General features: G+C 67.0%; 12 protein-coding genes. 5 read left to right on the top strand and 7 right to left on the bottom strand.

Annotated elements, in window-relative coordinates; genetic code table 11:
- Positions 1 to 137: 137 nt before the first annotated feature.
- From H3V53_RS28865 to H3V53_RS28845, 5 genes are all read left to right on the top strand, one after another.
- Complete coding sequence (locus H3V53_RS28865) at positions 138 to 434, top strand: tetratricopeptide repeat protein (protein WP_419539589.1); 297 nt, start codon at positions 138 to 140, stop codon at positions 432 to 434.
- Complete coding sequence (locus tag H3V53_RS28860) at positions 415 to 1,119, top strand: chemotaxis protein CheW (RefSeq protein WP_336600824.1); 705 nt, start codon at positions 415 to 417, stop codon at positions 1,117 to 1,119. The genes H3V53_RS28865 and H3V53_RS28860 overlap by 20 nt, the downstream gene beginning before the upstream one ends.
- Positions 1,116 to 3,506 (top strand): hybrid sensor histidine kinase/response regulator, encoded by a 2,391-nt coding sequence (locus tag H3V53_RS28855; RefSeq protein ID WP_336600823.1) that lies wholly within the window; start codon positions 1,116 to 1,118, stop codon positions 3,504 to 3,506. Before H3V53_RS28860 ends, H3V53_RS28855 begins: the two co-directional genes overlap by 4 nt.
- Positions 3,507 to 3,528: 22 nt before the next feature.
- On the top strand, positions 3,529 to 4,530 hold the full coding sequence (gene cheB, locus H3V53_RS28850) for a chemotaxis response regulator protein-glutamate methylesterase (protein ID WP_336600822.1): 1,002 nt from the start codon (positions 3,529 to 3,531) through the stop codon (positions 4,528 to 4,530).
- Between the two features lie 170 nt (positions 4,531 to 4,700).
- On the top strand, positions 4,701 to 5,819 hold the full coding sequence (locus tag H3V53_RS28845) for a GGDEF domain-containing response regulator (protein ID WP_336600821.1): 1,119 nt from the start codon (positions 4,701 to 4,703) through the stop codon (positions 5,817 to 5,819).
- Between the two features lie 86 nt (positions 5,820 to 5,905).
- Here H3V53_RS28845 and H3V53_RS28840 read toward each other — a convergent pair whose 3' ends face one another.
- The 7 genes from H3V53_RS28840 to H3V53_RS28810 form a co-directional block, all read right to left on the bottom strand.
- Positions 5,906 to 7,123: an NnrS family protein gene (locus H3V53_RS28840; RefSeq protein ID WP_336600826.1), complete on the bottom strand. Its 1,218-nt coding sequence runs from the start codon at positions 7,121 to 7,123 to the stop codon at positions 5,906 to 5,908.
- Positions 7,124 to 7,329: 206 nt separating this feature from the next.
- Complete coding sequence (locus H3V53_RS28835; RefSeq protein ID WP_336600820.1) at positions 7,330 to 7,494, bottom strand: hypothetical protein; 165 nt, start codon at positions 7,492 to 7,494, stop codon at positions 7,330 to 7,332.
- Positions 7,495 to 7,619: 125 nt separating this feature from the next.
- Positions 7,620 to 8,684 (bottom strand): LacI family DNA-binding transcriptional regulator, encoded by a 1,065-nt coding sequence (locus H3V53_RS28830; protein WP_336600819.1) that lies wholly within the window; start codon positions 8,682 to 8,684, stop codon positions 7,620 to 7,622.
- 55 nt (positions 8,685 to 8,739) lie between these two features.
- Positions 8,740 to 10,065 (bottom strand): MFS transporter, encoded by a 1,326-nt coding sequence (locus tag H3V53_RS28825; RefSeq protein WP_336600818.1) that lies wholly within the window; start codon positions 10,063 to 10,065, stop codon positions 8,740 to 8,742.
- 104 nt (positions 10,066 to 10,169) lie between these two features.
- Positions 10,170 to 10,901: a ribonuclease activity regulator RraA gene (locus H3V53_RS28820; RefSeq protein ID WP_336600817.1), complete on the bottom strand. Its 732-nt coding sequence runs from the start codon at positions 10,899 to 10,901 to the stop codon at positions 10,170 to 10,172.
- 22 nt (positions 10,902 to 10,923) lie between these two features.
- The gene (gene araD / locus H3V53_RS28815) at positions 10,924 to 12,717 is read right to left on the bottom strand and encodes an L-arabinonate dehydratase (protein ID WP_336600816.1); all 1,794 of its coding nucleotides are present in this window, start codon (positions 12,715 to 12,717) and stop codon (positions 10,924 to 10,926) included.
- A gap of 329 nt (positions 12,718 to 13,046) precedes the next feature.
- Positions 13,047 to 13,355, bottom strand: coding sequence for an EthD family reductase (locus tag H3V53_RS28810; RefSeq protein WP_054925670.1), 309 nt, complete (start codon positions 13,353 to 13,355; stop codon positions 13,047 to 13,049).
- Positions 13,356 to 13,379: the final 24 nt, after the last annotated feature.

The raw sequence follows: 13,379 nt of genomic DNA, 5'->3' as shown, positions 1-13,379 counted from the left end.
CCGAACGCGCCGAACGCGCCGAACACGCAGCCGGCCCCCACGCCGCAGCCCGCCGCCTCATCGCTCGATGCGCGCGCCGTCATGCCGACGCCGGCGCGTTCGACGAAGCCGAACGGCTCGCGCATCAGCATGCCGTCGTGCATGGCCCGACCGTCGACGCGTTCTATCTGCTGGGCCTGATCGCCGATGCGCGCGGCCGCAGCGCCGATGCCGCCGACTTCTATCGCAAGGCACTGTATCTGGACCCGGCGCACTACGAAGCGCTCACGCATCTGGCCGCGCTGCTCGACATCGGCGGCGACCGCGCGGGCGCGCATCACCTGATGCAGCGCGCGCGACGCTCGGCCGCACATATTGCGCAGTCGACGCACGCGGCCCCGAACACCATCGACGCGCCACGCTCACGAGGATTCGATGCTTCACGACGCTCCTGATCGCGCGAGCGCGCCGCTCTTGCGCGTCGACGACTGCTGGAATCGCATCGGCGTGCGAGGCGACCATTCGTGCCCGCATCTCGCCGAGTATTCGCGCTGTCTGAACTGCCCGGTGTTCGCGCAAGGCGCCGCGCGGCTGCTCGACCGGCCGTTGCGCGAGGCGGATCTGGTGCGCGGCGCGGACGCAGGCGCCGACATGCCGCGCGACCGCGCGCGCGAACACACGACGACCCATTCCGCCCTCGCCTTTCGCGTCGCGGGCGAATGGCTCGCATTGCCCACCCACGCGCTGCGCGAAGTCGACGATATCCGCGCGATCCATTCGCTGCCGCATCGGCGCACGCGCGCGGTGCTCGGCGTCGTCAATGTACGCGGCGCGCTGACCGTTGCCGTGTCGCTCGCCGAGCTGCTGAACATGGAGCGCGCCGCCGACGCGAGCCAGTCCGCGCGCAGCGGCTATCCGCGCATGCTGGTCGCGGCGCACGACAGCGAGCCGGTCGCGCTGCCCGTCGATGAAGTGGAAGGCGTCGTGCGCTACGCCGACGACGCGCTGCTGCCCGTGCCCGCGACGCTCGCACACGCGACGGCTTCGCACGCGCGCGGCGTGCTCGCCTGGCGCGAGCGCACCATCGGCCTGCTCGACCCCGCGCGGCTATTCGACTCGATCGCCCGGAGCCTGCGATGACGGATGACGACCTGAGCCGGCAGTCGCTGCTCGAGCTGTTCCGCGAAGAAGCCGCGACGCAAGCGCGCGTGCTGTCCGATGGTCTGCTCGCGCTCGAACAGCGTCCCGCCGATTCCGCCGCGCTCGACGCTTGCATGCGCGCCGCGCATTCGCTCAAGGGCGCGGCGCGCATCATCGGCTTGCAGGACGGCGTCGATATCGCGCACGTGATGGAAGAGTGCTTCGTCGGCGCGCAGCGCGGCGAGCTGTCGTTGACGCCCGCGCATGTCGACGTGCTGCTGCGCGTCGATCTGTTGCTGCGCGTCGGCGAAGCGAAACCGCAGATGGCCGACGCATCGGTCACGCGCGCCGATATCGACGGATTCGCGCAACGGCTCGCATCGCCTGCGAGCGGCGCGAGCCTGAGCCGCGACGACGCGGCGCCGCATGGCGGCGATGACGATGCCGATGCATACACGCAATTGCAGGCGCAATCGCAGGCACAATCGCAAGCCCAGTTGCAAGCCCAGTTGCAAGCGCAATTGCCACCGGATGCCCGCGCGCGGCACGACGAAACCGCCGTGCCGCAAGTCAGCGAGCCGATCGACGAAACCCGTGCCGCCGACGGCCACGGCACGCACGCCGCGCCTCGCCACGCAGATCGCATGCTGCGCGTGCGCGCCGCAAACCTCGACCGCGTGCTGAGCCTGTCCGGCGAGGCGCTCGTCGAATCGCGCTGGCTCAAGCCGTTCGCGGCGTCGATGCTGCGCGTGAAGCGCACGCAGCGCGAGACGTCGCTGGCACTCGACGCGCTCTACGACTCGCTCGCCGATCATCTCGACGACGCCGCATTGACCGCGCTCGCCGACGTGCGCGCCGCGCTCAATGGCGTGCAGCACACACTCGCCGCGCGTATCGACGAACTCGATCATTACGAGCGCGGCAGCGCCAACCTCGCGCAACGGCTGTACGACGAAGCGCTGCAATGCCGGATGCGGCCGTTCGGCGACGCGACGCATGCGTACCCGCGCGTCGTGCGCGACCTCGCGCGCTCGCTCGGCAAGCGTGTGAAGCTCGTCATCGTCGGCACGGCGACGCAGGTGGACCGCGACATTCTCGATCTGCTCGATGCGCCGCTCGGACACCTGCTGCGCAATGCGATCGATCACGGCGTCGAGCCGCCCGACGAGCGCGTCGCGCGCGGCAAGCCCGCCGAAGCGCAGATCACGCTCGAAGCGCGTCACAGCGCGGGCAAGCTGCTGATCAGCGTCAGCGACGACGGCGCGGGCATCGATCTCGATAACGTGCGCGCGTCCGTGATCCGCCGTCAGCTCGCCGATAGCGAGACGGCCGCGCGCCTGTCCGAACAGGAACTGCTCGACTTTCTGCTGCTGCCCGGCTTCTCGATGCGCGAACAGGTGACGGATGTCTCGGGACGCGGCGTCGGGCTCGATGCCGTGCACGAAATGGTCAAAGCCGTGCGCGGCACCGTGCGCATCTTCAACGAGCCGGGACGCGGCGCGCGCTTCGTGATGCAGTTGCCGCTCACGCTCTCCGTGGTGCGCAGCCTGCTCGTCGAAGTGAGCGGCGAAGCGTACGCATTTCCGCTCGCACATGTGCGCCGCACCCTCGAACTTTCGGGCGGCGACATCGACATGCTCGAAGGCCAGCAGCATTTCGCGTTCGACGGCAAACCGATCGGGCTCGTCACCGCGCATCAGCTGCTCGGCGCGCAGGCGCCGGGCGGTGCGCGCGAATCTGTTGCCGTGGTCGTGATCGGCGACGAGCGCGAAACCTATGGCATAGCCGTCGACCGTTTTCTCGGCGAGCGCATGCTCGTCGTGCAGCCGCTCGATGCGCGTCTGGGCAAGGTCAAGGACATCGCGGCGGCCGCGCTGATGGAAAACGGCGACGCCGTGCTGATCGTCGATGTCGACGACCTGCTGCGCTCCGTCGACAAGCTCGTGCGCGGCGGCCAGCTCGACAAGGTGAGCCGCGCGCGGCACGTCGCGGCGCGGCAGCGCAAGCATGTGCTCGTGGTCGAAGATTCGCTGACGGTGCGCGAACTCGAACGCAAGCTGCTGGAAAAGTGCGGCTACGCGGTGACGATCGCCGTCGACGGGATGGACGGCTGGAATGCGCTGCGCAACCCGACAAGCGGCTCGTTCGACCTCGTCGTCACCGATATCGACATGCCGCGCATGGACGGCATCGAACTCGTCACGCTGATCAAGCGCGACCCGCTGCTCAAGCCGGTGCCTGTGATGATCGTGTCGTACAAGGACCGCGACGAGGACCGGCGGCGCGGGCTCGAAGCAGGCGCGGACTACTATCTCGCGAAGGGCAGCTTCCACGACGAAGCGCTGCTCGATGCCGTGCGCGATCTGATCGGCGAGGCGCTCGAATGACATCGCGAACCGAGGCGCCGGCATGAACATCGGCATTGCCAACGACCTGCCCCTTGCCGTCGAGGCATTGCGCCGCGCGATCGCGCTGCGCCCGGAGCATCGCGTGCTGTGGGTGGCCGCCGACGGCGAGGAAGCCGTCGATTTCTGCGCCGCGCAGACACCCGACGTCGTGCTGATGGACCTCATCATGCCGAAGCTCGACGGCGTCGAGGCGACGCGCCGCATCATGGCGCGCACGCCCTGCCCGATTCTGATCGTGACGAGCAGCGTCGGCGCGAACACCTGGCGCGTGTACGAGGCGATGGGCGCGGGCGCGCTCGATGCCGTCGATACGCCGACGCTCGCCGGGCGCGGCGTTCACGAGCATGCGCAACTGCTGCTGCAGAAGATCGATCAGATCGGCCGGCTGGACAGGCCGTCGACGCTGCGCGAGACGCGCGCGGCGCCGTTGCGGCGGGACGCGCAGCGGCTCGTCGCGATCGGTGCGTCGGCGGGCGGACCGGCTGCTCTCGCAAGCGTGCTCGGCGCGCTGCCCGCGAGCTTCGAGGCACCCATCGTGATCGTGCAGCACGTCGACAAGGTATTCGCCGACGGCATGGCGCAATGGCTCGACGGACAGACATCGCTCGCCGTGCGCGCCGCCCGCGAGGGCGAGTCGCCGCGCGCGGGCGTCGCGCTGCTAGCGGCCACCAACGATCACATGCTGCTCACGCAACACGGCACGCTGCACTACACTCCCGATCCAGCCGAATTGCCATACCGCCCGTCCGTCGACGTGTTCTTTCACAGCGTCGTCGAGCATTGGCCCGGCGAGGCGCTCGGCGTGCTGTTGACGGGCATGGGCCGCGATGGCGCGATCGGATTGAAGGCGATGCGCGCGAAAGGGTACGACACGATCGCGCAGGACGAGACGACGAGCGCCGTCTACGGCATGCCGAAGGCGGCTGCCACGCTCGGCGCCGCGCGGCGCATCTTGCCGCTTGGCAGCATCGCGGACCAGCTCGCCGCCTTTGCGCGACGATGACGCACGACCATGAAGCGCGACCATGAAGCGCGACGCCCGACCATGACGCAAGCGGCGCCCGCGCGCACAAGGGCAACGACGGACCATTCAAGACAACGGCAGCACGCAGTCGAAGGTAAAAGCAGAGGCACAGGCCACGCATGAGCAGCATTTCCGACAGAGGTACGCAAATGGACTTCGATCAAATCGGGGCACGGGACCAGGGGGGTTCCACCTCCACATCGGCCGATCGCGCGAACGCCGCGCTCGAGGCTGCGCGCGCCGCGCTGGAGACGGCCGCGCTCTCCGATGTGCCCATCATGGTGCTGCTCGTCGACGACCAGGCAATCGTCGCCGAAGCCGTGCGGCGCGCGCTCGCGGACGAGGACGGCATCGACCTGCACTACTGCGCGAGCGCCGACGAAGCGATCCACGCGGCCACCCACACGCGTCCCACGGCGATCCTGCAGGACCTGGTGATGCCGGGCATCGACGGCCTCACGCTCGTCAAGGCGTACCGCGCGAACCCGAAGCTGCGCGACGTGCCCATCATCGTGCTGTCCACGAAAGAAGAGCCGACGATCAAGAGCGCGGCCTTCGCGGCGGGCGCGAACGACTATCTCGTCAAGCTGCCCGATCGCATCGAGCTGGTGGCGCGCATCCGCTATCACTCGCGCTCGTATGTGAACCTGCTGCAGCGCGACGAGGCGTACCGCGCGCTGCGCGAGTCGCAGCAGCAACTGCTGGAGGCGAATCTCGAACTGCGCAAGCTCACGCAGTCGGACGGCCTGACGGGGCTGTCGAACCGGCGCTATCTCGACGAATATCTGAACGCCGAATGGCGGCGCGGCATGCGCGCGCAGACGGAAATCTCGCTGCTGATGATCGACGTCGACAACTTCAAGCCGTACAACGATACCTACGGCCACGTCGCGGGCGACGAAGTGCTCAAGCAGATCGCGTCGACCGTCGAAGGCTGTCTCGGGCGGCCGGGCGACCTCGCCGCGCGTTTCGGCGGCGAAGAGTTCGCGGTGGTGCTGCCGGGCACGTCGGCGGGCGGCACGCGGCTGCTCGCCGAAAAAATCCGGCTCGAAGTGGAAGCGCTGCGCATCCCGCATGCGGGCTCGTCGTCGGGTCAGCAGGTGACGATCAGCGTCGGCTGCGCGACGCTCGTGCCCGCGCCCGACAGCCCGATGACGACGCTGATCGAAGCCGCCGACCTCGCGCTGTATCGCGCGAAACGCAATGGCAAGAATCGCGTTGCCGCGATGGAAAGCGGCCGCACGGACGTGCGCGGCGCGACGCAGTAACGGCGTCGCGACTCGCGGCCTGCGACTGCCGCCGCCGCTGACATGACATGCTGACACGCTGGCACCGCTGAGAACGCTGCGGCGCCCTAACCCGGCATGCCGTCCTCGCGCGGGCGCATCAACGGCAGCGCGTACGCGCCCGCATAGATCGCAAACGCAGCGATCCAGCACGCGCCCGCGCCCCAGATCCACGTCTGATAGTGGCCCGGCGCGACAAGCGGCCCGATGATCCGCAACACCGAACCCAGCGTGACAAGCGCGTAGCTCGCGATATCGCGTGTATCGGCAACGAGCGGCCGCCCTGTGTGGCCGCGCGCCGTGCGCGTGATCATCGCGATGATCGCGCCGCCGATCACGCCCGTCGTGAACGCGTGCATCGCGACGGAATGCGTCACGAGGCCCAGCGCGCTCAGGCCGAGCAGCGCGAAACCGACGGGCAGCCACGCATAGGCGCCGTGCAGGATCAGCAGAATGGCCGGGCCGCGCACCTTGTACGAGCGCCAGCCGATCAGCCGCGCGGCGTGAACGGCGCACGCGGCGAACGCCAGCGGCGCGACGACGGCAGCGGGCAGCGCGGCGGCATCGGCGAACAGCGCGACGAGCGTCAACGGCGCGGCGCTCGCTTCCACGGGCTGCCAGCGGCGCGTGACGAAGCCGGGAATCGCATTCGACGTGAACATCGGTATCACGCGCGCGCCGATCACGCTGACGAGCAGCACGACGACACCCGCTGCCGCGTAAAGGCAGCGCAACGCGAGATCGGGCCGGCCGGACTGGATCAGGGCGTGGAAGGCGGCGTCGAGCGCGCCGAACGTCAGCAGCACGGGCACGAGAAAGTAGTTGCGTCGATTGCCTGCCTTCGACAGCACGCGCAGCACCACGATGGCGACGGCGGGCAAAAACGCGCTGTCGACGATCGCGGCAGGCACGGCGGGCCCGCTCCACACCAGCACGCGCGCGCACAGCCATAGCAGCGCGAGCACGGCAAGCGTGCGCGGGCTCGTGGTCGCCATGCCCGTCCATGCGCGCACGGCGGTCAGCAGAAAGCCCGCGACGATTGCAGCCGCAAAGCCGAACACCATTTCGTGCGCATGCCAGCCGATGGGATCGAGCGCGAGCAGATAGCCGCCCTTCGCGGGCACGCCGGCCAGCACCATCAGCCATACCGTCAAGGCGAGCGCCGCGAAGCCGGCGCCCGCGAGGTAGAACGGGCGAAAGCCGAGGTTGAGCAGCGCAAAGCGCTGCGCGGGACGATGACGTCCGGGCGGCGGGATGAAGGTGGTGCGCGGCTCGACGGTTTTCATGGTGCGATTGGTCTCGGGCATGGAACGACACCACGACAGACAGGTTCCGTGCCAACGCCGGATGCACGCCAGTACAGGCGTTGGCGGGCGCGACTAGTCAGTTCGACCAGAGTCGTTGTGACTCGCTGCCGGGTCGGTTCGACTGGCACGCTGAAAACAAAAACCCCGCCGAAGCGGGGTTTCCCGTTTGAACCCTCCATCTTCGCTTATCGGCCCGTTGGCCCTGCCGCGGCGACGACCTGCGCCAACGCGACGCCTTGCTGGACCAGCGTCGTGATTTCTTGCGGCTTCACATTCGACGAAAGCGCGTTGATCGCGATCAGCGCAGCAGCGAAACCAAGCTGAAGGTGGGAAACGGCTTTTCTTTTCATCGCTCTCTCCTTTGCGAAATCTCAAAGTTAGCGAGATGCAATTGAGAGAAGGATAGGACTATTCTTAAACCCGTCGGCGGAACCTGCGGCGAATGGTCACTGATCACCGTGAGGACGCCGTCGCATCAGGCCGACTCCCGTTCCACCACGCTAAACCCCACGTCGACGAACGCGCGCTCGTGCACGCCGTTGAACCGGTCGAGCAGAAAGCGCGCGGCGCTCACGCCGATACGCGTGCCGTCGACGCGCACCGTCGTCAGTTGCGGCGTGGTTTCCGTTGCGAAGTCGAGATCGCCGAAGCCGCAGACGGCCAGTTGCGACGGCACCTGCAGCCCCATCTGCCTCGCCGCGCCCAGGGCGCCGATTGCGAGCAGGTCCGAGCCGCAAAACACGGCGTCCACATCCGGCGCGCCCTGCAGCAGTTGCGGCAACGCCGACTTGCCCGTTGCGAGCGAGCTGGGCGGCGCGACGATCACTTCGGCCACGGACGTCATGCCCGCCTGCGCGAGCCGGTCGCGAAAGCCGGCGCGGCGCGCCAGCGCGCGCGCATCGCTCGCCACGATCAAGGCCGGGCGCTTCATGCCGCGCGCGAGAAAACGCTCGGCGACGGCCTCGCCGATCCGGTAGTGCGAAAAACCGACCAGCATGTCGATCGGCGTGTCCGTCATGTCCCACGTTTCGACGACGGGAATGCCGACATTGCGCAGCCGCTCCCGCAGCGACTCCGTGTGCGCGACGCCTGTGAGCAGCACGCCTTCGGGACGGCGGCTCAACACGGTGTCGAGCAGGCTTTCTTCGTTCGTATCGCTGTAGCCGCTCAGCGCCAGCAGCACTTCGTAGCCCGCGCGCGACATGGTTTCGCTGAATACCTGAATGGTTTCGGAGAACAGCGAGTGCGCGATGGTCGGCACGATGGCCGCGATCAGCCGCGAGCGCGCCGACGACAAGCCGCCCGCCAGCCGGTTGGGCACATAGCCGAGCTTCTGCACGACCTGGCGCACGCGTTCGAGCGTTTCGGGCGCGACGGAGGCGGGATTGTTGAACACGCGCGACACTGTGATGGGCGAGACACCCGCCTGCGCCGCGACATCGGTGATGCGCAAGCCCTTGGTGCCGCCGCGCGTGCGACGCGCGGACGCGGTGCGGCCCTCGAGATCGATCGAAGCGTCGGTGGGCTTGGCAGTCGGCATGAACGTGGGCACCTGTTGGCGTGGCGCGGCTATTGTAGCCAATGCATCGCGGGCGCTATTCGGCGACGGCCGCGCCGTTGACGCTTTGCGACGGCCTGCCGCCGCGCCGCAGAACGAAGATCGTCACGAGCGCGAAGATCAGCATGCACGCGGCGGGAATCAGCATCGGCGCGCGCGTGCTGCCCGTCGTCTGCTTGACGAACGGCACGAGGTTCTGCGCGATGAAGCCGCCGATATTGCCGAGCGAATTGATGGCCGCAATGCCCGCGGCGGCGCGCGCGCCGAACAGGAACTTCGGCGGCAGCGTCCAGAAGCACGGAATCAGCAGGTACATGCACGGCGCGCCGAAACACAGCGCGACGAAGCGCAGCGTGTTGGTCGGCAGAAACACCGACGACAGGAAGAACATCATGCCGAGCAGCGCCGACGCGAGCATCGCGATAACGGCGCGATTGCCCGCGCGCAGCTTCGACGGCAGCCACGCGAGCACGATCGTCGCCAGCAGCCACGGGATGATGTTGAGAAAGCCGTTGGTCGTGTTGCTCACGCCGAAGCCTTTGACGAGCGTCGGCAGCCAGTAGCTCACGCCATACACGGAGATCGACAGCATCATGTAGTACAGCGCCATGCCGATCACGCGCGGCTCGGCGAGCACGGCGAGCAGCGTCGTGTGACGCGCGGCGCTCTTGCGCGCCTGCGCGCTTTCGCTGTCGAGCGTGCGCGTGAGCCAGGACTTTTCATCGTCGGTGAGAAACGTTGCCGCGCGCGGCGAGGCGGGCAGACAGAACAGCACGACGAGCGTCAGCAGCACGGAAGGAATTCCCGTGACGACGAACACCAGTTGCCAGCCTTGCAGCCCGAACAGTCCGCTCTTGTCGAGCAGCCAGCCGCAGATCGGCGCGCCGACCATGTTGCCGAGACTGCTGCCGACGGTGAAGTAGCCAAGCATCCGCACACGATGCCGCTGCGGAAACCATAGCGTCAGGTAGTAGATCACGCCGGGATACAGCCCTGCTTCCGATGCGCCGAGCAGAAAGCGCAGCACGTAGAACATTGTCGCGTTCTTCGTGAACGCGAGCAGGATGGTCACGACGCCCCACGTGAACATGATGCGCGCCATCCACTTCGGCGCGCCGTACTTGTGCAGCAGCACGTTGCTGGGCACTTCGAAAATCAGATAGCCGATGAAGAACAGCGACGCGCCCAATCCGTACGCCACTTCGGACAAGCCGAGACTGCCGAGCATCTGCAGCTTCGCGAAGCTGATGTTCGAGCGGTCGATATACGCGACGAGATACAGCACGCCGAGCAGCGGCATGAGCCGCAACGCGAGGCGATTGATGAGGCGCGATTCGTCGATGACTGAAGTGGCGGTGTTCACGTTGTCTCCCGGGTCCGGGCGTTTTCGCGCGGGCCTCGTTGTGCGAGTTGCGTTGTCGACGCTTGCGGTGACGCTTATGTGCCGCTGAGGCGACGCTTGCCGCGTTACGTCTTCTGCGCGTCGCGCCACGCCTTGTACGCGGCAAGCGTTTCCTCGTTCGGCGGATAGGTGCCGCGCAGCGGCCTGCCTTCGGCGATGCGTTGCTGGATGAACACTTCGAGCCGTTCCTGCTCGGTGGCATCGCGCGCGACCTCTTCGGCCATTTCGCGCGGCACGATCACGACGCCGTCCACATCCGCGACGACGATGTCGCCCGGATACACGGGCACGCCGCCGCACGCGATGGGCACGTTCATGTCGACGGCGTGATGCTTCGCGAGATTCAGCGGCGCGCTCGCGCCCGCGCACCAGATGGGCAACCCGAGTTCCGCGATCGTGCCGCTGTCGCGCACGGCGCCGTCGGAGACCATGCCCGCGACGCCGCGCTTCGCGAGGCGCAGCGCGAGAATCGAACCGACGGATGCGACCGTGCGGTCGCCGCGGCAATCCTGCACCAGCACGCTGCCCGGCGGCGCCGTTTCGACGGCCTTGCGTTGTGGGTGATCCGGGTTCTGAAACACGCCGACATGATCGAGATCCTCGCGCGCCGGAATATTGCGCAGCGTGAACGCGGGACCGACCAGGTTCGTCGCGCCCGGCGCCGGCTTCACGAGCGGCGCGACGCCTTGCAGAAACACATTGCGCAGGCCGCGCTTGAAGAGTTGCGTGGTGAGCGTCGCGGTGCTCACGTGACGGAGTTGTTCGAGCGCTTCGGCGCTCACGGTGGTGTCGGTCATTGTTCGGTGCACGTCGATCGGGTTAATGGATTTCCGGCTCGTTGCGGCTCGCTTCGCTGGTCACGGAGGTCGTCAGTGTTTCTTCGAGGAAGTCGAAATCGCAACCCTTGTTCGCCTGCGTAACGTGCAGCTGATGCATCACGCCGAAGCCGCGTTCGAACGGACGCTTCGGCGGCTGCCAGGCTTTCTTGCGCTTCGCGAGTTCCGCGTCGCTGACGTGGAGATGCAAACGGCGCGCCGCCACGTCGAGTTCGATGATGTCGCCGTCCTTCACGAGCGCGAGCGGCCCGCCGACGAACGATTCCGGCGCCACGTGCAGCACGCACGCGCCGTAGCTGGTGCCGCTCATGCGCGCATCCGAAATGCGCAGCATGTCGCGCACGCCCTGCTTCAAGAGCTTTTGCGGGATCGGCAGTTGTCCCCATTCGGGCATGCCGGGCGCGCCCACAGGCCCCGCATGCTGCAGCACGATCACGGAATCGGCCGTCACCTCAAGTGCTTCGCTATCGATGCGCGCGGCCATGTCGTTGTAGTCGCTGAACACGACGGCGGGACCGCGATGCTTCAGCAGATGCGATTCCATCGCGGCGGGCTTGATGACGGCGCCGTCCGGCGCGAGATTGCCCGTCAGCACCGCAAGACCGTCGCGCTCGACGAGCGGATTGGCGCGCTTGCGGATCACGTCGTCGTTGAAAATTTCCGCGCCCGCGATGTTCTCGCCGAGCGTGCTGCCGCTCACCGTCATCTGCGAGCCGTCGATCAGTTCGCCCAGTTCGACCAGCAGCGCGCGCAAACCGCCCGCGTAATAGAAGTCCTCCATCAGGTACTGGCCGGCGGGACGGATGTTGCCGAGCACGGGCGTGACGCGCGCGAGTTCGTCGAACCGGGTCGTGGTCAGATCGATCCCCGAGCGGCGCGCGACGGCCACGAGGTGCACGATCGCGTTGGTCGAACCGGACATCGCGAGCACGGTCGTGACGGCGTTATCGAAGGATTTGGCGGTGAGAATGTCGGACGGTTTCTGGTCGGTCCACACCATCTCGACGATGCGCTGGCCGGTGAGCGACGCGTATTGCGCGTGACGCGAATCGGCGGCGGGAATCGACGAGAAACCGGGCAGCGTGAGGCCCAGCGCTTCCGTCGCGCTCGTCATCGTCGATGCCGTGCCCATCGTCATGCAATGCCCCGGCGAGCGCGCGATGCCGCTCTCGATGCCCTTCCATTCGTGCTCGGTGATCTTGCCCGCGCGCAGTTCGGCCCAGTACTTCCAGGTGTCCGAGCCGCTGCCGAGCGTGCGGCCATTCCAGTTGCCGCGCAGCATCGGGCCGGCGGGCAGATAGATCGCGGGCAGATCCATGCTGATCGCGCCCATCAGCAGGCCGGGCGTAGTCTTGTCGCAACCGCCCATCAGCACGCAGCCGTCGAACGGATAGGACTTCAGCAGTTCTTCCGTCTCCATCGCGAGAAAGTTGCGATAGAGCATCGTGGTCGGCTTCTGGAATGGCTCGGCGAGCGTCATCACGGGCATTTCGACGGGAAAGCCGCCCGCTTGCCAGATGCCGCGCTTGACCTCTTCCACACGCTGCTTGAAGTGCGTGTGACACGAGTTGATCTCGCTCCATGTATTGACGACGGCGATCACGGGCTTGCCCATGTAATCCGACGAGTGATAGCCCATCTGCGCAGTGCGCGAGCGGTGGCCGAACGAGCGCAGATCGTTGACGCCATACCATCGGTAGCTGCGCAACTCGTCGGGCTTTTTGCGGGGTTTCTCGTGATCGGCGGGCAAAATCAGTCTCCTTGGTAGCGCTACCATTTGCGGTCGGGTGTTTCTCACGACGGCATGCGGCATGGACTCGCATTCGCTAGTACGGACTGGCAGCGGGATGAACCGATGGTAGCGTTATCATGCGCATCGTTGCGCCAGGGATAACACTTAAGTCACAGGCTCCGCGGGGCCATCGCTGTGGTCGGAAGGCAACGCGTGTTCTATACGCTCGACATGAAGAAAGTGCTTTCGGTAACGGCTCGCTGCATTAAGCATGCAGAGCAGGACCGCGGGAAATGGCCCGCATCCGGCGCCGATCCGGGCGTTTCAACCCAGCCAGGCGGTTCCCCAGCCACTAAAGCCACGTCAGCCGCGCGTCAAACTTCCTTCGTATCGAACACAAGCAGTTCGACGCCCGCCTGCGCGAAGTTCTGCAGATCGGCGGTGGTGGCTGCGGCTTCGGGCGTGTTCATCGCCTGCAGCAGCGAGTCGAAGGTGTCGAAGCTGAGGATGGCGGCGAGGCCGAACTCCGACTCGCCCTTGGCGCTCGCGATCGGCCCGACGCTCACCTCGTAGCGGCGCAGGCCGGGAATCGCCTTGGCGAGCGGAACGTGTTTGTCGAAGTAATGGGCGTCGAATGCGTTGCGGTCGGCTGGCTTTCTGTAGAGCGCGACGAGCTTTGCCATGTCATGCCTCCTGTAACGGACGAT

This window comes from Paraburkholderia bengalensis, from assembly GCF_037126505.1.
GTDB lineage: Bacteria > Pseudomonadota > Gammaproteobacteria > Burkholderiales > Burkholderiaceae > Paraburkholderia > Paraburkholderia bengalensis.
Note: the sequence above shows the minus strand (reverse complement) of the source record. Positions and strands in the feature narration are given on the sequence as shown.